The organism is Streptomyces sp. NPDC087422 (assembly GCF_044744145.1).
Taxonomy (GTDB): Bacteria; Actinomycetota; Actinomycetes; order Streptomycetales; family Streptomycetaceae; genus Actinacidiphila.
Genome location: NZ_JBIUXT010000004.1, coordinates 501,094 through 517,812, shown reverse-complemented (window position 1 = coordinate 517,812; position 16,719 = coordinate 501,094). Strand labels below are relative to the sequence as shown.

Sequence of the window (16,719 nt, the reverse complement as noted above, 5' to 3'; positions counted from 1 at the left end):
CACCGTCAAATGCGCAAAAAAAAACGCGCTGCGCAGCTCGTAGTCAGCCACCAGGAGGAGCGGTGAGCACCTACAGGACCAGAGTCGTTGCGTGGTTCGCATCTGTGGCCGTGACCATAGTGGCTATGTTCCTGTTCGTCCCCTGGGCCCAGGACGAGCTCAGCAAGCCGCTCCGCGTCACTATCGCAATCGTCCTCCTTGTTGCAATCCTGGCATCGCTGATCTGGGTCAGCCGAGGACAACGCAATAAGAAATGACCGGGAGCATTGATCTATGAGGGAAGCGGGAAATTTTATTTCCCGCTTCCCTCATAGTAAAGAAAATAGCAGATCGAACCCTTCTGTTTTCATCAGAGGTGGCGAGAAGGCCAATATGCCGACCTCGCCCGGCGGCCGACTCTTCAGCCGCCGCCCTGGGACTCGCCGCTGTCAGTCTATTTCTTGCGTGCCTCGGGGTGGGTGCGGTGCAGAACCAGCCGACCCCAGCCGCTCTCGGGCAGGGTGCAGTCCGCCAGGGTCACCGCGACGGCTCCTCCTCCGATCGGAGCCCCGCGTAGTAGGTGCCCTCGACGCCAGCTCCGCACCCAACTCCCCCGCCACCGCGGTGACACTGGGCCGCGCTCCGCCGGCACGTCATGCCGGAACTCCCGCTGCCGCTGGCGGCCGACCACCAACCCACCACCCAATTTCGAAGTGCCCGGCATCCGGCGCAGCCAGGACCGACTGCACCAGGTTGCTTACTTGCGGAAGCAGCTCGGCGACGGCCTCTTCCTCACTGCCGTACGGTCCTGGGCCGATCTCCTGGTAAAGAGGGCCGACACGCCAACGCTCCTTGAACGCAGCGGCGTCGGCCTGGCTGGCTTAGCGGAGGAACCATGCGACGTTCCTGCTGACCGCGTCATCGCATGCACGCGTAACGCCGTGTTGGCTGCGTGGGCTCGAACGGAAGGACGAAAGCGATCGCCCCCGCCATCGGTGATCTCCAGCAAATGGCGTTCCGCAAGCTGAACCAGCGCCTGTGCGGCCTCGCGCTGGCTCGTTTGGGCGGCTGCGGCAACCGGCCCGACGCTGAGCTCTTCCCACGGCCACAAGGCAGCCACCCGGTACACGCGAGCTGCATCGGACCCCAGCCGAACGTACTGCAACTGGGCCACCGAGCCGACCGGGTCTCCACTATCCCCACCTTCCGGGAGCGCCGCATTCAGATCCACCCCGATCATGCGCAGCGCATAGGGAAACCCTGCGCGCCGCTCGAGAATGGCCAGCCTGACGCAGATCCTCGCCTAACGCTGCTCGGTTGGGAAACTCGCCCCGGTCCACACCGCGCTCGTCACCCTCCAAGGCACAGGCGTCGATCACCTCACGTCAGCCACCCATGGCTGCCGCTGGCAGGCGATCCGGGGAACCGATCCTCTGCTGTGACCAAGCCATCCACAAGCATTGACTATTGCTCACCCCACCGCCGCCCACCGGCTATTCCGCGCATTGCGCCGCAGCGGCGGCCTCGGGCTTGCACCCGCCTAGGCCATCGCTTCCGCCCACGACAAGGAGCCCAACCTGACCACTACGCCTACAAGCAGTGCGATCAGTCCGATTGCAGAGGAAGGTCTGCAACCATGAGCGCATATAGCGGTGAGTCGGCGAAGGGCCGCGACTCGCCGACCTTTCGGTAGCCCCACGATTCGTAGAGTTCCTGCACCTTCGGATGAGCGGTGTCAACTGAGAGGGCGGCCATCGCTTCCGATCGGCCGTCAAGCAGCGCCTTGTACAGCAGCGCGGATATGCCCTGCTTCCGCCAGCGGGGCCGGACCATCAACTCGGACAGTGAGAAGGTGGAGGTGTCATTCGGCTCTTCCATGAAGGGCCGCCACCACTCGCGTCCCTCGGTGGCCGGAGCGCCGTAGGCGTAGCCGACTGGTTCGTCACCGTCGTATCCGACCACGCAGGCAAAGTCCTTCCGGCTGCCTCATTGGTCGACGAACCACGGGAACCGCCTGTGGAACTCGTCGTCCATCTGGTCGGCGAAAGCGTCGGCGTGGACATCGATCAGCATCTGCCGGATCGACGACAGATCCTCAACGGTGTACCTGCGAAGTTCGGTCACGTCGGTCAGGTCCATTCAGCTCGGAAGCGATCCGCCCAGTCGTTAGCCGCCCTGGAGTCAGGGGCCTGCGTCAGCAGATCGCGGTGGAAGTCACCGATCAAGGAGCGTAGACGGCCAGGAAGGGGGTGGCTATCCATGATCCGGAAGACCTCCTCGGCCCTCGCGCACCCCTGCTCGATCTCTCCTTGATGGATGAGCGAAATGGCCAAGCGCGCCTTTACGGAAGCCCTGTTGCGCCGGAACTGCGCGGGGAGCACCGACAAGGCCCGGTAGGAGGCGGCCTCGGCGTCGGCCGGCCGGGAGAGGTTCTGCTGCGTGCTGGCCACGACGGAGTACAACTCGCCGTGTCCAAAGAACGAAACCCACGTCGGCCGCTGCACGTCCGGAACCCTGATCATGGCCTCCTCGGCGTATCCGAGGCTGCGAAGGGTGGCCTGGCGATCGCCCAGAGCCGCATGCCCGACTGCGGCCTGGGTGTGCCCGAGGGCCGCGTACATCGGATCGCGCCGGACGGCGCCTGTTCGTTGGGCGGCCTGGGCTGCCGCCAGCGAATCCGCGTATCGGTGAGCGCTGAATTCCAGCATCGCCAGGGTCTTCCACACACGCAGTCCGTCACACTGTCCTGGGCCATGCCGGCCAGGACAAGAGCGGAGTCCAGATGCTCCCGGGCACGGGCGAAGGCTCGGGCGTCAAGTGCTGTCCAGGCGGCCGTCGCCGTCAGGTCGGCCGCCAGGCTGAACAGTCTTCGGCGGACGGCTTGTGTGGCGCGTCCCTGTTGGAGGCTGAGCGTCTCCGACGCGGCGTCCAGGGCTGCCCTTTCCAACCGGTCGTGACCGCCCTGCTCTTGATCCAGCGCGTTCAAGGCGTCGAGCTTGTGGCGGATAGTCGAGACCTCGCGGAACCCGACCGAGGTGGCCACCGAGAAGGGGTGCGGCTGCTGCTGCGGTGGTGCTGTTGACGAACGACCTGCGGTTCACGGACTGCTCCGTCTTGAGCGCGGGACTGGCCTGAGCTGGCGGTTCAAACCCCAGCTCTTCCAGGGAACACCCGAATACTGCCTCCAGCGCAAGCCTGGTGCGTTTCCTGGGTCGTCGCGTCTTTCCGGTGAGCCAGTACCTCACCATCCGGTCGCTAACGGTGCCTTCCTCGCCGTGCTGCCGCAGCCAGTTGTTCAGGGCCTCGGCTAACTCGGCTTGGGTGAAGCCCCGCCCGGCCATCTTGCGCTGCAGCAGCTTGTTGCCCTCCACCCACCCACCGCAGCCGCGCGATCGGCACCGAGTGAAGGCGTCAAGCGAGCCTCGCCTCAAAAGTTTCCGGTTGTCTGCGAGTGCACGCTGCGAAGAGTTTCCTCCCGAAACGAGCGCTGTCCTCGTTCACTGTCCACGGCAACAGCTTTACTCCGGGGTCCCAAGCGGGGTCCTCCGTCGCTGAACGAGAGGCGTGGTCATGGCTTCCAGCTTCCCACAGAGCAGGCTGGACCTCACCTGCGAACCCTCCGCTGTCCGGCACGCCCGCAAGCACGCACGGGACATAGCTGAACGCTGGGGTTTGCCCTGCGACGTGGCGGGCGATTGCTCGCTGATCGTCGATGAACTCGTCGCCAACGCCATACGCCATGCCAGCGGTGCGACCAAGCCCTTCAGCCCGGCCCACGGGCAGCCCGAGGTTCGCCAGTGCTCCCTGATGATGTGGGTCTCCGCGCGGCAGCTTGTGATCGCGGTCTCCGACGAAAGCCAGAACCCACCTGTCCGACCGCCGTCCGCAGAGTCGAAGGACGGGCGCGGCCTGCATCTGATCTCGGGGCTCACTGACGGCCAATGGGGTTTCCAATTCAACGTTGGCCACCCGGGCAAGCTCGTCTGGGCCAAGCTCCCCGTCCCTGCCAGCGACTCGCCGGGTAAAGCCGCCGATGGGCGTTCCGACGGCAATCATGCTGACTCGCTATGGCAGGAAGTAGTGGGGCCGTCCAAGCGGTCGGTGAACAAGCGATACGCGATTACGGCGGCTGCGAGGCGTCATGCCAACACGCGGTAAGCCTCGTGATCTCGTCATGCCAACCATCGGCATCGCTGACTTCGAGGCGATCCACCAGGCGGTAGCCGAATGACGAACTTAGTCAACGGCGCGACAGCCGCTACTGCTGATACGACCCGTCGAAGTGCCTGTTCAGGATGCGGCGCCTACCTGAGCCGCTACAGCGACGACACGAGATGTTCGGTCTGCATCCGGTCGGGTTTCATCCCGTGTGCCGTCTGGGCGGATCCGGAGGTCGCAGCCGCTGTGGCGCAGTGGAATTTCGGCGTGCTCTTCCGGCTCTTGCGATCGGCCACCGGCATGAGCCAGAACGATCTGAGCGCGCTGACCGGTCTGAGCCAGGGTGCGATCAGCCAGATCGAAGCCGGTACCCGCCGTCTCTGCCATATCGACCGCATCCAGGCAGTCATTGAGCGTTTTCAGCGTTGCCTCTCCAGAGTGAGGACGGCTTTGGTGATGACGCTCATGCGGTTGGGGCTGATGCGGGATCTGCGGAAGATCTGCCAGGACTTCAGTCGTGCCATGCCTCTTTCGACGGGTGCACGGGCTGCGGACAGGGCCCGGTTCGCGGTCTGCTCGGTGGGTTTGAGTTCACCTCCTGGTGGGCGGCGCTTGGCGGTGGTGACCCAGTCGCCGGCACCGATGTAGGCCATGTCGGCGAGGATCGGGACGCCCTGGCGCGCGCAGGTCCGAAGGATCCTGTGGTTGCGGGCGGCTGTCAGATCGTGGGTTCGGCTCGGCAGGGCCGGCGACAGCCAGAGGATCTCCCCGCTGGGGTCTGTGACGACCTGCACGTTCACCCGTGCTGCTTGTGTTTCGAGGAGTAGTCGGCCCTTCCGTCGCCGACACGGTCGCACTCTGCGAGCGTGCCGTCCAGGAGGACAAAGTCCGGATCGTGTGCGCGCAGCGTCTTCAGCAGGCCCGGCGCCTGCTCGGCGAGCAGGCCGGTGACCGCGGTGACGTAGGCATGGGCGGTGCCGACTGATATCCCGAAGGCCACGGCGATACGGGCGAGGGTGTCGTGGCGGCGCAAGTACACCAGTGCGATCAGCGCACGCCGGTGCGGCGGGAGTTTGCACCGGCGGTCACCTTCACGGGTGACGATGAGCATCGTGACCCACTCGACCAGGGCGTGCGGCAGGTCGAGTGCGGCAGGATACGGAACCAACAGGGCTCCTGTGTTGCTGAGTTGAGACGTCGAACACCTCCCTCAACGGCACGGGAGCCTGTCCGTTGCGCGCTCCGATCCCACGCCGCCCCGTCACCCGATCAGTAGCCACGCTGAAAACGCTCAGTGAGCCTTTTCCATCATGGGTTTGAGCTGGTCAGATGCAGGGTGAGGACGGCTTGGATGAGGCTGGTGATCCGGGTGGTGGAGCACCGGAGTTTGCGCAGGAGTCGCCAGTTCTTGAGGGTCGCCATGGTCTGCTCGACGAGGGCGCGGATTTTCGCGTGGGACCGGTTCACCGCCTGCTGACCGGCAGAGAGGGTCTCCCATCGTCCCCGGTACGGGATGCGGACGGTTCCGCCGGCGCCGCGGTAGCCCTTGTCGGCCCAGCAGGGGATGTCGGCCTGGGCGAGGGCGTCGATGATGCCGTGTTCGCGGGCTGCTCGGATGTCGTGGACGGTGCCGGGCAGGGCCGGTGAGGCCCACAGCAGTCGGCCGGACGGATCGGTGAGGACCTGCACGTTCATGCCGTGTTTCTTGTGCTTCCCGGAGTAGAAGGGCCGGTCCGCGGCGATGCGGTCGATGGGCAGGAGCGTGCCGTCCAGGAGGATGAACGCCTTCGTCGACGCGGCGCGCACGGCATCGGCCAGGGTGGGTGCGAGGGCGGCCAGGAGGTCCACGGCCTCGGTGACGTAGCGGTATGCCGTCGTGGTCCCGATTTCGAACCCGGCCGCGAGCTGGGCATACGGATGGCCGTTGCGGAGATGGACGAGAGTGAGCAGGGCCTGGCGGCCGGCACTCAGGCGCCGCCAGCGGGTGCCGAGCTCCCGGCGGCGCTGACGGAGCTTGGCGGACAGGAAGCGCAGGGCAGAACTGGACACGTCGACGCCCGACGGGTAGACAAGCACACGAAGCCTCTGGTGGAGACGGATTTCTTGGTCGAAAACCCATCTACCAGGGGCTTCGCCACGTTGTCACCCCAACTGCACGCGCCCACCGGCAGGTTGGAAAATGCTCAGTGTCGTTCTCCTGTGTGAGGAGGATGCCGAGGTTGTGCATGGCGTTGGTGTCGCCGTTGTTGGCCGCGCGAGTGCAGGCGTTGGCGGCTTGGGCGAAGTGGTTGCTGGTGTAGGTGGCGTAACCCATGCCGAAGCAGGCTTCTGCAGTGGCGGCGGTGATCAGTAGTTCCCACACCGCTGTGGGGATGTTCTCGGGAGGGCCTACGAGCGCAGTGGGCGAGCCGCGGTGAGTGAGGATGTCTGGCGAGACAACTGACGCAGACGGGGAGCGTGCCGGTCGGGGCGAGCGCTGCTTCGCGGAGCCTCCGGCGCAAGGCGAGGTCAGCGCAGCTTCTTGAGGAAGAACACACGGCTTGCCTGTTCGGAATGCTCGTGGTGCGTGACGGTGTAATTCCGCCTTTGGTAGAAGGCGATATTGTCGTGCATTTCGACTCTGGTCCACAGACTGACCGCATCCATTCCGGCATCGCGTGCGAACTCTTCGACGAAGGAGACCAGCTTCGTGCCGATACCTCGGCCCTGGCATGAGGGTCGCACCGCGAGATTCCTCAGGACCATGTGTGAGTCGTGACGCTCTACCGTGACCATGCCCTGGAGTTTTCCTGCTTCCTCTGCCACGTAGGTTCGTCCCGAGGAGGCGACACGGCTGTAGTCGAGTCGCAGGGGCGCGGGCGGCTCGTCAAGCTCTTCTACGTATGTTCCATACGCTTGCTGTGCGATCTCGGCCAATTGTTGGCTGTCGTCGGGTTGGGCAAGCCTCAGTGTGAGTTGATCGTCTTTCACGGTGTCCTCGTTCCTGATCCCCGGAACGCAGCGTCTAGCGCGAGGTGGTCACCGAGCGGGCGGCTCTCGGTTACTACCGGCTGGCCGATGTCACTCTGCCCGGCGCATCGCTCACCCTGACCGCACCGGCTACTGGCGGTCTTCGCGCTTTTCGCTCGGCGAGGCAGCGTGGATCCGACCTGCCCGTGAGCTCGTGTGTGCCATCGGCCCGTTCGTGAAGGAGCGACATCACGGACCGTTACGGCGATGTCTGGGACGTTGAGGCGAGCGGCAGCTTCTGCAAGGAGGACAGGCATGTGCTGAGCTGGTCCAAAGAGACAGCCTCATTGGGGGCGTGGGCCTGAGCGATGGAGCCCGGCCCCCATACGACTGTCGGGATTCCGGCGTGTCCCCAGAAGAGTCCTGCTTCCGTTCCGAATGCGACGTATTCCGGGGGCGTCGGTTTCGAGAGGGTTGCAGTGACCATCTCGACGAATGGGTGATTCTCATCGATTGCGAACCAGGGGGTGTCTGACAGTTGCTCCCACTCAATGGTTGCCGAGGCGGTGTGTGCCTGCATCTGGTTGAGCAGGGTGCCGTCGGCGTAGAGCCGCAGTTGGCTGGAGATGTCGTCGCAGCCTTGCTCGGGCAGAGCCCGCACCTCAAGCTCCATTGTGCAGACGGCGGGGACGATGTTGGGTTTGACTCCGCCTTCAACCCGTCCGAGGTTGATCCATGAGTAGGGGATGCCGAAGCGCTCGTCGTGCGGGCCCTGGGACCGGAACCGCTGGTTGAGAGAGCTGGCATGGATGGCAAGCGCGGATGCTGTAGTGATGGGATTCGCTGCCTCTGGGGCGAGGGCGGCGTGTTTTGCTTCGCCGGTGAAACGCACTCGGTGGTTCTGCTTGCCTTTGTGTCCCACCACCACGGTGAGCCCGGTGGGTTCACCGACGATGCAGCCGATCGCTTGCTCGGACCGCTTTCGGAGCTCGGGGACGAGCTGGCGGGCCCCTACACACCCCACCTCCTCGTCGTAGGTGAGGACCAAGGTGATGGGGCGGGTGAGGGAATCGATGGCTGCCGCCGAGAGGATGGCCAGGCAGCAGGCGATGAAGCCTTTCATGTCCGCGGTGCCCCGGCCGACGGCCAGCTTGTCAGTCACTCTCAACGTGAAGGGATCGGACGTCCAGATCTGTCCGTCGACCGGGACCACATCGGTGTGAGCGGACCAGAGGATGCCGCGTTCGCGGACTCCGCCTCGGCCCGCAGTCGCTATAAGACTGGCCTTGTCGTGCCTGGTGTTCCAGTGCAGTTGGCTGTCGACCCCGCAGCTTGTGAGCAGGTCTTTGACGTAACTGATGATGCTTACGTTCGACTTGTGGCTGGTCGTGTCGAAACGGACCAGGTCCGCGAGGATTCGAAGTGTGCGGGAGAAGAGTTCATCGCTTGAGCAGGTCACAGGGATCCCGGGGGCCATGGTCACTCGCTAACGGATCGGCGGGCCTTCACTGGACTTTCCGTGCCGGGGCGTATCCGGCGGGATTGGAAGCGCCCCGACTACGGCGGTGGTGTCACTTCGAGGCAGACAGCCGGCTGTAGCCCACGTCCGGCACCGAGGGCGTCACGGACGAGCCATGGGTGGTCAGACGCAGCAGTCGCCTAATGTGCTGGCCGCCGAGCTCCTTCGTCGTCGCCGAGTGCAGGACACATCGGTTGTCCCACACGACAACGTCGAGCGGATCCCACTGGTGGCGGTAGACGAACGGAGTGCTTGTGATGTGCGAGATCAGCTCTTCGATCAGAGCTGTACTCTCACTTTCGTCGAAGCCATCGAGGCCAACGACGCTTCCGATGATGCGCGGTTGGATGAATAGCGTCTCGCGCCCCGTGTCCGGGTGTCGGCGGACCAGCGGATGAGTGACCTCCGGGGTCTGCTTGCGCTCCTCCTCCCCGATGTACTTCCAGCGTGCCCACGGGTCCTCACGGTTCGGGGACCACCGGTATTGGTGACGCACGCGAAGGGTCCTCAGATAGGCCTTCCGCTCCTCGGGCAGGGAGGCGAAGGCGGCTTCGCCATCTGCGAAGAGGGTGTCTCCTCCCTCCTGCGGGATTTCGATGCCGTGCAGCATGGTGGCGTTGCCCGGCACCAGTTTGTACGAGTAGTCCGAGTGCCATCCCTGCCCTGAGTACTTCATCTCCTCGGGTCGGCCGGGCTCGTTCTGGTTGGAGATGAACGAGAGCGTCGGCTCGTCAGGATGGCGCAACTTGACGACGTGATGCTCTTCGGGACGCCCGAAGATGGTTCCGAACTCCGCAAACGTGTGGGGCGAGATGTCCTGGCCACGGAATACGAGAACCTTGTGGTCGAGGTACGCCTCGTAGACGGCGCGGCCGAGCTCGCGGATGCTCTCGGAGGTGATGGGCGGCTGCTGAACTTCGCCGGCGAAGGTCTGAGCCAGCCGACGGACGATCGGCCTGTTCTGGGGAATCACGGTGTTTCCTTCCGCTGTTTGACGGTGCACTCAGCCCAAAGCCGACTGCCGGCCGAGGGTGCGTGCTTCGCGGGTGTCGTTGAAGTACGAGCTCTGGTAGACGTCCTCGCCGTCCTTCTCGCCCACGTGATCGTTGAAGGGGCTGCCCACGTCGTAGTTGAAGGTCTCCCGGGGGAACGCGAGCGCATCCACCCGGGCCTTGTCGTAACGGGCGTCGATCGAGGAGAAGCGCAGCGCGTAGGCAAGCCGAGAGGGAATAGGGCCTTCGCCGAGTTGGACGCTGCGGTGCAGGACGTACTTGTCGAAGACAAGGGCGTCACCGGGTTCGAAGGCGTCCTCGACCGCGAAGCGGTTCAGTAGACGCCCCATATCGGGCGAATTCAGCAGACTGTTCTTGAGTCGACTGAAATCCTCGTAGGATAGATCGTGACCCGCCGACAGCTCCGAAATCATGAATTCCGGCAGCATGTTGATGTGCTGGTAGACGAATTCGCCGGAAAGCACTCGCTTCGAAACATACGCCATTCCACCCCGCTGACCCCGTGGGTCGATATGGCACAGCGGGGTCCAGATCGTGAATCCTGGATCCTCCCTGCGCTGGAACCCGAAGCTCTGCGTGCCGACATGCCAGGGAAATCCTGTGCTCTTGTTCTTCTCCAACTCGAATCCGAGACCCTGCGTGAAGAACAACGGGGTACCGGTGAGCGTCATCATCGTCTGCGCGAGGACGGGGTCGCTCATGAGAGCCAGAATCGTGGGGTCGTCGTTGCCGATGTCGTACTTGAGCTTGCTGAATCCGGTGCCGTAGTTGTCCGACGGCGGTGCCACCTGGGAGCCACTCAAGTTCTTCATGTGTTCGATCAAGGCGCCCGTGAATATACTCTTGAGCTTCAGGAATCCGCTTTCGTTGAAACTCTCGATGTCATCCTGACTGAGTGAGAAATCCGGATTGATCACACGTGGCTCCTGGGGTGGTGTTCTTCGCGGTCAAACGGACTGTGCCAGCTTTCGCCTCACCAATGATGTCTGTCAACACATCACTTTCCGTCCGGGGTGAACAAAGCCCCTGGTATCGGGAATCGATGCCAGGGGCGGGGAAACGGCCTAGTGTGGGCGGGAGGGTCCTGCCTGTTACCGGAACGATGGATTCAGCATGTGCAGGCATGGTAAGGACCTGGACAGCGCTCACCCCGACTGTCTAGGGGAAAATCCCTCACGCTCTTCGACGTACTGCGCGAATTCGAGCCAGTTGGCTGCGTAATGGCGTGCCAGATCGCGTACCAGGTGCGTGCAGTGGGACGGCACAGCGGCGCCGAGGTCAAGCCACTCGGCGGCCTCGTTTTCGTGCAGGAGGCGCAGCAGATGCCGGCCTTCCTCTCTCATGCGCAGCGACGGGTCACGCAGAAGTTTTTCGAGCACAAGACTGCTGGGCTCATCCGCGGAAGGAGCCCCGCCTTCAGATGGCGGCATCGGATCCGGCTGCGCAGGGGTGGGCGGTTGTCTCTCCGGGACAGGCACTTCGCCAGCTCGGACGCGGCGACGCACGTCGCTTGCTGTCGTAGGAGAAATGCCGGCAATCCGTGCCAGCTCACGTACCGGGGCGTCGGGCTTTTCCTTGAGTACCTGAGCGGCGCGCAGCCGTCCTTGAGTGCTGTTCACGGGGCGCATCCGGCCGTCGCGCCCGACGCGTGCGTTCAGCGGCTGTCCAGGGGCAGGTAAGCGCCGGCGGATCGCGGCAACCGACTTCGCGCCGAGCCCGGAGGCCGCCGCGACAGCACGGTCCGACATCTGGGGGTGGGAGGCGATGATCCGAGCTGCGGCCGCCCGCCGGTCCGCGAGTGAGAGGGGGAGGCCGTGCGCGACGTTGTTCTCGACCGCACGCAGGAAGGCGTCTTCTGGTGACCCGTCGAAGAACTCCACCTCGATGACGTCAAGGCCCTTCGCAACGGCCGCCAGGAGACGGTGCATGCCGTCAATCACTTGCATGCCCACCCGATGCACCACGATAGGAGGGAAAGGTTCCTCCACTTCCACCAGCCTGTTGAGGTGCTCCTGGTCGATCCCCCGCAAGCGTGGTGACTCCCCGGGCAGAACTGACGTGACCGGTACGAAAGCTGTCGGTGCTCTGCCAGTCGGCAATGTGGATTTGCTGGCCGGTCTTCTTCGCGCTGCTGGTCCGAACTGTGGTGCTGGAACGTCTGTCTCAACATCAGGTTGAGACATCCTTCCCCCTTGGGGTCATTTTTCACAAATAGGACATGTTTTGCTGCTCACGACAGGAACACAACAAGTGTCAGTCGGCTCCGACGGCATTGCACCGAGCGGTCCGGCTGTCCCGGCGGCCCACGTGCGTTCTCGGCGGTTGTATCCGGCTTACTGTGAATACGTCTAGGGCATACGTCAGTCGATGTGTGCAGCATTCATGATCGTGCCATCGTTGCCATCTGTCTAGAGCTGCTAACAGCCAGTCATGCGGCGATGGTTGCCAGCCGGGCTAAGACCGGCCCGGAATCCCGCACAGGCCGGTCCGGACTGCCTGAGAAGGACCGTTGCACAGGCTTGGATGCGGGGACCCGCACGGGAGGGAAGGGGGCCGCGGCAGGCCAGAACTCATTCCCCGTTACAAGGGTGATGACGGAAAAACTGAGCCCAACGTGGCTGGCCTTGCACCGGAAGCGTGTGCGCCTGGCGCATCTCAGCGTGAAGTCCCTGTCCACTGCCCAGCCTCGCCACGTTGCCCGGCATGGCCGAAATTCTGGCGGATCCTCCGCCGGTACAGTCCAGACCAACCGCTTAACGTTAATTGCGACAGCCGCCTCCACTCGCATACGGGACGTTGAAGCGCTCACTTCTGCATTGAATTCAGCACAGCTGCGCAGTTGCTGACTGTTGGTGCCAGCACCATGGAACCGGAAACGAACAACAGCCCCTGCCTGCTGTCTTCCTGGATTCCCGGAGATGTTCCTCCGGAGAGGAAATATATCCCCGTCACGCCGGAACTGGATCCCGCTGCCGATGAACGGCGGTCTGTGACAGTGAACTCGATCTGGTCCGCTCCGCTGGTGTAAAAGCGGAGCCTTCGGTAACCATTGATAGGCGAGTCAATTTTTGTCATGGTGAAGGCTTTCTCGCACAGGGCGGAGTAAATATCGAACTCATCCCCGCCGAGATCCAGTTCTATACGGCCTATGTGGGCCTGGGCCGCCTGCTCCACGGCGTGGGGATGCGGTATCCAGTTGCGCTGACCCAGGGAGAGGGCTGCCTCAGGGCCTTCCAGCGTGAGTGTGTGATGTATCCCGCCCGTCCGCACGATGACCTGACCACGTGAACCCGATTCGACCATGGCACCGCAAGCGGCAGCTGCGCTGGCAGTTTCGTGTACGTCTTCACACTGCAGGGCGATGCCCGCCACCACCGGACCGGGCTGACGCGCCGGTTGAGCTGCCGCCCAGCCTGAAGTCACGATCACATGGGCCTGGCCGCGTCTGAGAAGAACGGAGCTCCCGTCGACCTCAACCACGTCAGCGACCCGTGTGAACCCGAGGCGGGACATCAAAAAGGCGATATTGGTAGAAGCCCTTTGTGTGTACAGCTCTATGTGCGATATGCCAAGAATTGTCATTTCGGGAATGCCTCATAAAAATTCGTCTAGTGTTCGATTCGGTTCTCTTCTATGTGCGGTTCCAGAAGAGACTGGAAGAACAGCATGACCGGTGCCCGATCCACGATCAACCATGGCTGGTGCCTGACAGCGGTTTGTTCAACTGCGTATCGCGGCAGTTGAACAAACATCGGCAGATCATGTCGGTCCCCGTGCCCGTGCGGCCGACCGCCACCGCGCTAGATCTGGTTAGCGGCCCAGCAACTCGCTCCCGGCGTAGCCGCCGGCCCGCAAGAATCAGGAACTGCCCCACTCGTACTCGTCGGCCGCGGCACGCTGACCAGACAGCGGTCAGTGGAAGCAGCCGATCCAGGATCCCAGGCACTTCGAAGGCGACCTCACCACCGGCTACGCCGAGCCTTGTGCTTCTGCTACGGCTGCCGGCCGGACATGTCCGCAACGCGTACGGCCGCCCCACCTGCCCCCAAGGCGCGGCTCCTGTCGGTCTGCAGCACGGAAACCCTTGCCTCACTTCGTCACCGAACCCAGTTACCGCTCCGCAGGACCCGGACCGGCGGTCACCAGCGGGCTCACCGCAACAACCGTCTGATCACGTGCCGCGATAGTCGCTGGGAACCTATCCGCTTCATTACGCCGAGCGCGGCCACGCCTACCTGCGCACCTCACCCCAGCAGCCGGGTCAGCGGACTGCTGGGGACCATTCATGCCTTCAGGCAATCCATTGCGGTCGGCGGCGCGGCGGCGGGCTGGTGCCGCCCTCTGCGACTGCTGCACCAAGGCGTTCGGCCGCATCGTTCAATACAGCAGGGGACAGGGTGTAGGGAATACGCAGACGGGTTTCGCAAACACCAGGGTCGATGGAGAAACAGGAGCCGCTCTCGATGCGGATGCCGCGGTCGCGGGCTTGTCCGGCGATGGTGCTGGCAATCGGATGGCCGAGGTCTACCCATAGGGACAGGCCGCCTGGGGGAAGATGCCAGGACCACTCGGGCAGGTGCGTGGCGAGTGCGGCGTTCAGGGCGTCTCGTTGGAGGCGGAGTTGCTCCAAGCGGGGCGGCAGCAGTGTTCTTGCCTGTTTGAGCAGATGCAGGGCCATGAGCTGGTCGAGGACAGAACCGCCGAGATCATTGGCGATCCTTTCCGAGGCGAGTTCGTCGACCAGGTCGGAGGGGGCACGCAGCCAGCCGATGCGCAGCCCGCCCCAATAGGTCTTGCTCATCGACCCGAGAGTGATGACGCGTGAAGCATCGCGAGGGGGAGCGTGCGACGCGAACGGTACGGGCGGCGGAACATCGAGGGCGACTTCGGCCAGGGTTTCGTCGATGACGAGCCAGGTGCCGGTGTGCTGCGCAACGTGCAGGAGATGGGCGCGTGTCGCGTCGGGCATTAACAGGCCCGTGGGGTTGTGGAAATCGGGGATCAGGTAAGCCAGATGGGGGACGCTTTGTCGCAGCGTGGCGTCCAGGACACCGGTATCCCAACCATGGTCGCCGACCGGCACCGACACCGGGCGCAACCGGTGCCGGCGCAGGGCCTCAAGTGCGTTGGGGTAGGAAGGAGTTTCGATGAGAACGCGGTCGCCTGGACCGCAGAGGAGCGAGAGGACAAGGGTGAGTGCATGCTGAGCGCCGCTGGTGACAAGGATCTGCTCGGGGGTGGTGGCAAGACCTCGCACGGTGTAGTGCGCGGCGATGGCTTCGCGGAGTTCGAGCAGGCCGTGCGGGTGATAGCCCGGGGTGCGGGCGTGGGCGGCCAGATCCGGTGTCACCGCGATCAGAGCCTGGGCAATGACATCGTCCGATAGACCTGGCGCGGCGCGAGCGAGATCGATCGTGGCACCGTCGATTGCGACGGTGCGGGCGATATTTGCCAGCGTCCGGCCGCTGGGCAGGGCTGTCCACGTACCCGAGCCGCGCTGACTGTGCGCGAACCCGGCCTCCCGCAGGCGGTTGTAGGCAGCTGTGACAGTGGTGCGGCTTATACCGAGGACAACCGCGAGACCGCGTTCTGACGGCAGTCGGACCCGCAGGGCGATCTGTCCGTCCAGGATGAGCCGGCCGATGGCATCGGCCAGCATCCGATAGGAGAGTTCGCGCTCAGAGGACTGCGGGAGCAGGGCAGAAAGTTGCTTGCTCCCCAGGCTCCGTTTGGTACCTGCGGTGGACGGCGGGCGGTTTCGGTCAGTCAACTTCCCTCCAGAGGGCCCTGGATGGCAACGGCAGGCGCACAGGCGTACGGGTTCCTCGGCGATGTGTGAGACCGCTGAAGCCGATCAGGCGGGTCTGCGGGTTCGGCTCTTCCAGCCGATCGCGCCCAGGGCAGTAAGAGCGAGCAGGGACAGGGCGGTCCAGTCGGGAGTGAAACTCCCGGTTGTGTCTCTCACCAACCCAAGGGCCGGCGCCACCAGGATCACGGCAATCTGGTTGACCGCCATCGCCCACCCCAGCGCGAAGCCGGACTTGCCCGGGGGTGCGCAGTCCGCCACGTAGGCCACCCAAGGCCCGTACCAGCCGAACCCGAAGAACCCGAGCCAGGCCATCAGGCAACCGATCACGAGCCCGGAATGCAACGGCACCCATGCCAGGGCCACCAGACCAGCGATCGCGCAACTCATACACGTCAGGACGGGTACGGACCGGCTGGAGGAGCGATCGCTCCAGGCTGCCAGCGTGATCCGCCCGACGACACCGAAGCTGAGGGCCACTAACAGATAGGAAGCAGCACCGCCTGCGGTCACCGATGCCGTTGCATGCAGGTAAAGCTCCGTCAGCAGCAGCAGCCCGTACTGCACCGACGTCATGGCCACTCCGGACAGCATGATGGTGACCATCTCCGGTGTGCGGGCCACGTCCAAACGCGCCGCGACCTGCGCACGAACCGAGCGACCGTCCCTTGAGGGAGTCGAGGAAACAGCGGGTGAGCGGTAGAACCCCATGAAGACTGCACCGCCGACCAGTGCCAGCGCTCCTGAGCCCACCAGCGGGGCCCGCCAGCCGTAAGAGTTCGCCAGCCATGGGAGAGTCGCCGCCGCCAGCGCACCGCCCAAAGGCAAGCCGGCCTGACGGATGCCCATCGCGAACCCGCGCTGCGAGGGAGCGAACCACGACGCCACCGACTTGCTCCCCCCTGGTTGAGCAGTGCTGTAACCCGCTCCCACTATCAGCAAGAACACCAGCAGCCACCCATACCCGGGCGCCAAGCCCGCAGCCAAAAGTCCAAGGGCCACGATGACACTGCCTCCGCCCACTACCCACCGTTCGGGATAGCGGTCCAGCAGCTCGCCTGCCACCAGCAGTCCCGCCAGTGGAATCAGCTGCGCGGAAGTCACCAGCAGCCCGATCTGCGTCGTGTTCAGATGCAGATCACGCTGCAGGACGACGGTGATCGACCCGATGCCCTGGACGAAGAAGCAAGCACAAGCCTGGGTGAACGTAGCAATCGCGAGAACCACCCAGCGATAGCTGTCAGAACGTACGCCCTCATGTTCGCTCACCTGCTCTGCAAGCTTCACACCAACTC

12 protein-coding genes and 3 pseudogenes are annotated in these 16,719 nt (G+C 64.1%); 3 read left to right on the top strand and 12 right to left on the bottom strand.

Translation table 11 applies throughout. The features are described 5' to 3' along the window. Positions 1-125: 125 nt before the first annotated feature. Positions 126-257 carry a hypothetical protein gene (locus ACIO6U_RS15555; RefSeq protein ID WP_401719241.1) on the top strand — a complete coding sequence of 44 codons (132 nt, stop codon included), beginning with the start codon at positions 126-128 and terminating at the stop codon, positions 255-257. A 1,327-nt stretch (positions 258-1,584) separates the two neighbouring features. Here the strand turns inward: ACIO6U_RS15555 and ACIO6U_RS15550 are convergent. Continuing rightward, positions 1,585-2,118, bottom strand: a pseudogene (locus ACIO6U_RS15550) (GNAT family N-acetyltransferase). Next, positions 2,109-2,705 (bottom strand): hypothetical protein, encoded by a 597-nt coding sequence (locus tag ACIO6U_RS15545; protein WP_401719238.1) that lies wholly within the window; start codon positions 2,703-2,705, stop codon positions 2,109-2,111. Before ACIO6U_RS15545 ends, ACIO6U_RS15550 begins: the two are co-directional and overlap by 10 nt. Positions 2,706-3,549: 844 nt before the next feature. Here ACIO6U_RS15545 and ACIO6U_RS15540 point away from each other — a divergent pair. Both ACIO6U_RS15540 and ACIO6U_RS15535 read left to right on the top strand, forming a co-directional pair. Then, entirely contained in the window at positions 3,550-4,137 is a 588-nt protein-coding gene (locus tag ACIO6U_RS15540; protein ID WP_401719235.1) for an ATP-binding protein, read from the top strand. Between the two features lie 69 nt (positions 4,138-4,206). Then, a pseudogene (locus ACIO6U_RS15535) lies at positions 4,207-4,533 on the top strand (helix-turn-helix domain-containing protein); the annotation flags it as partial. Between the two features lie 23 nt (positions 4,534-4,556). On the opposite strand, the pseudogene ACIO6U_RS15530 reads toward ACIO6U_RS15535, so the two are convergent. The 10 genes and pseudogenes from ACIO6U_RS15530 to ACIO6U_RS15485 form a co-directional block, all read right to left on the bottom strand. After that, positions 4,557-5,305 (bottom strand): annotated as a pseudogene (locus tag ACIO6U_RS15530) (transposase family protein). Positions 5,306-5,445: 140 nt separating this feature from the next. Continuing rightward, positions 5,446-6,213, bottom strand: a complete 768-nt coding sequence (locus ACIO6U_RS15525; protein WP_401719232.1) for an IS5 family transposase — start codon at positions 6,211-6,213, stop codon at positions 5,446-5,448. A gap of 432 nt (positions 6,214-6,645) precedes the next feature. After that, positions 6,646-7,107 (bottom strand): GNAT family N-acetyltransferase, encoded by a 462-nt coding sequence (locus tag ACIO6U_RS15520; RefSeq protein WP_391052737.1) that lies wholly within the window; start codon positions 7,105-7,107, stop codon positions 6,646-6,648. A 238-nt stretch (positions 7,108-7,345) separates the two neighbouring features. Continuing rightward, on the bottom strand, positions 7,346-8,563 hold the full coding sequence (gene argE / locus ACIO6U_RS15515; RefSeq protein ID WP_401719229.1) for an acetylornithine deacetylase: 1,218 nt from the start codon (positions 8,561-8,563) through the stop codon (positions 7,346-7,348). A gap of 94 nt (positions 8,564-8,657) precedes the next feature. Continuing rightward, positions 8,658-9,578 (bottom strand): TauD/TfdA family dioxygenase, encoded by a 921-nt coding sequence (locus ACIO6U_RS15510; protein WP_391052731.1) that lies wholly within the window; start codon positions 9,576-9,578, stop codon positions 8,658-8,660. Positions 9,579-9,608: 30 nt separating this feature from the next. Then, positions 9,609-10,535 (bottom strand): hypothetical protein, encoded by a 927-nt coding sequence (locus ACIO6U_RS15505; protein WP_401719226.1) that lies wholly within the window; start codon positions 10,533-10,535, stop codon positions 9,609-9,611. A 228-nt stretch (positions 10,536-10,763) separates the two neighbouring features. Continuing rightward, a complete protein-coding gene (locus ACIO6U_RS15500; protein WP_391052725.1) occupies positions 10,764-11,648 on the bottom strand; it encodes a transcriptional regulator in 885 nt (294 codons plus the stop codon). 775 nt (positions 11,649-12,423) lie between these two features. Next, positions 12,424-13,200: a VOC family protein gene (locus tag ACIO6U_RS15495; RefSeq protein WP_401719224.1), complete on the bottom strand. Its 777-nt coding sequence runs from the start codon at positions 13,198-13,200 to the stop codon at positions 12,424-12,426. A gap of 709 nt (positions 13,201-13,909) precedes the next feature. Next, the gene (locus ACIO6U_RS15490) at positions 13,910-15,277 is read right to left on the bottom strand and encodes a PLP-dependent aminotransferase family protein (protein ID WP_401719221.1); all 1,368 of its coding nucleotides are present in this window, start codon (positions 15,275-15,277) and stop codon (positions 13,910-13,912) included. Between the two features lie 195 nt (positions 15,278-15,472). After that, positions 15,473-16,711 carry an MFS transporter gene (locus ACIO6U_RS15485; RefSeq protein ID WP_355342783.1) on the bottom strand — a complete coding sequence of 413 codons (1,239 nt, stop codon included), beginning with the start codon at positions 16,709-16,711 and terminating at the stop codon, positions 15,473-15,475. Positions 16,712-16,719: the final 8 nt, after the last annotated feature.

What these genes read in the sequence shown, in the direction of transcription:
- ACIO6U_RS15555 (WP_401719241.1), top strand. Translation starts at nt 126, where the DNA reads ATGTTCCTGTTCGTCCCCTGGGCCCAGGACGAGCTCAGCAAGCCGCTC.
- ACIO6U_RS15540 (WP_401719235.1), top strand. Translation starts at nt 3,550, where the DNA reads ATGGCTTCCAGCTTCCCACAGAGCAGGCTGGACCTCACCTGCGAACCC.
- argE (WP_401719229.1), bottom strand. Translation starts at nt 8,563, where the DNA reads ATGGCCCCCGGGATCCCTGTGACCTGCTCAAGCGATGAACTCTTCTCC.
- ACIO6U_RS15495 (WP_401719224.1), bottom strand. Translation starts at nt 13,200, where the DNA reads ATGACAATTCTTGGCATATCGCACATAGAGCTGTACACACAAAGGGCT.
- ACIO6U_RS15490 (WP_401719221.1), bottom strand. Translation starts at nt 15,277, where the DNA reads ATGCTGGCCGATGCCATCGGCCGGCTCATCCTGGACGGACAGATCGCC.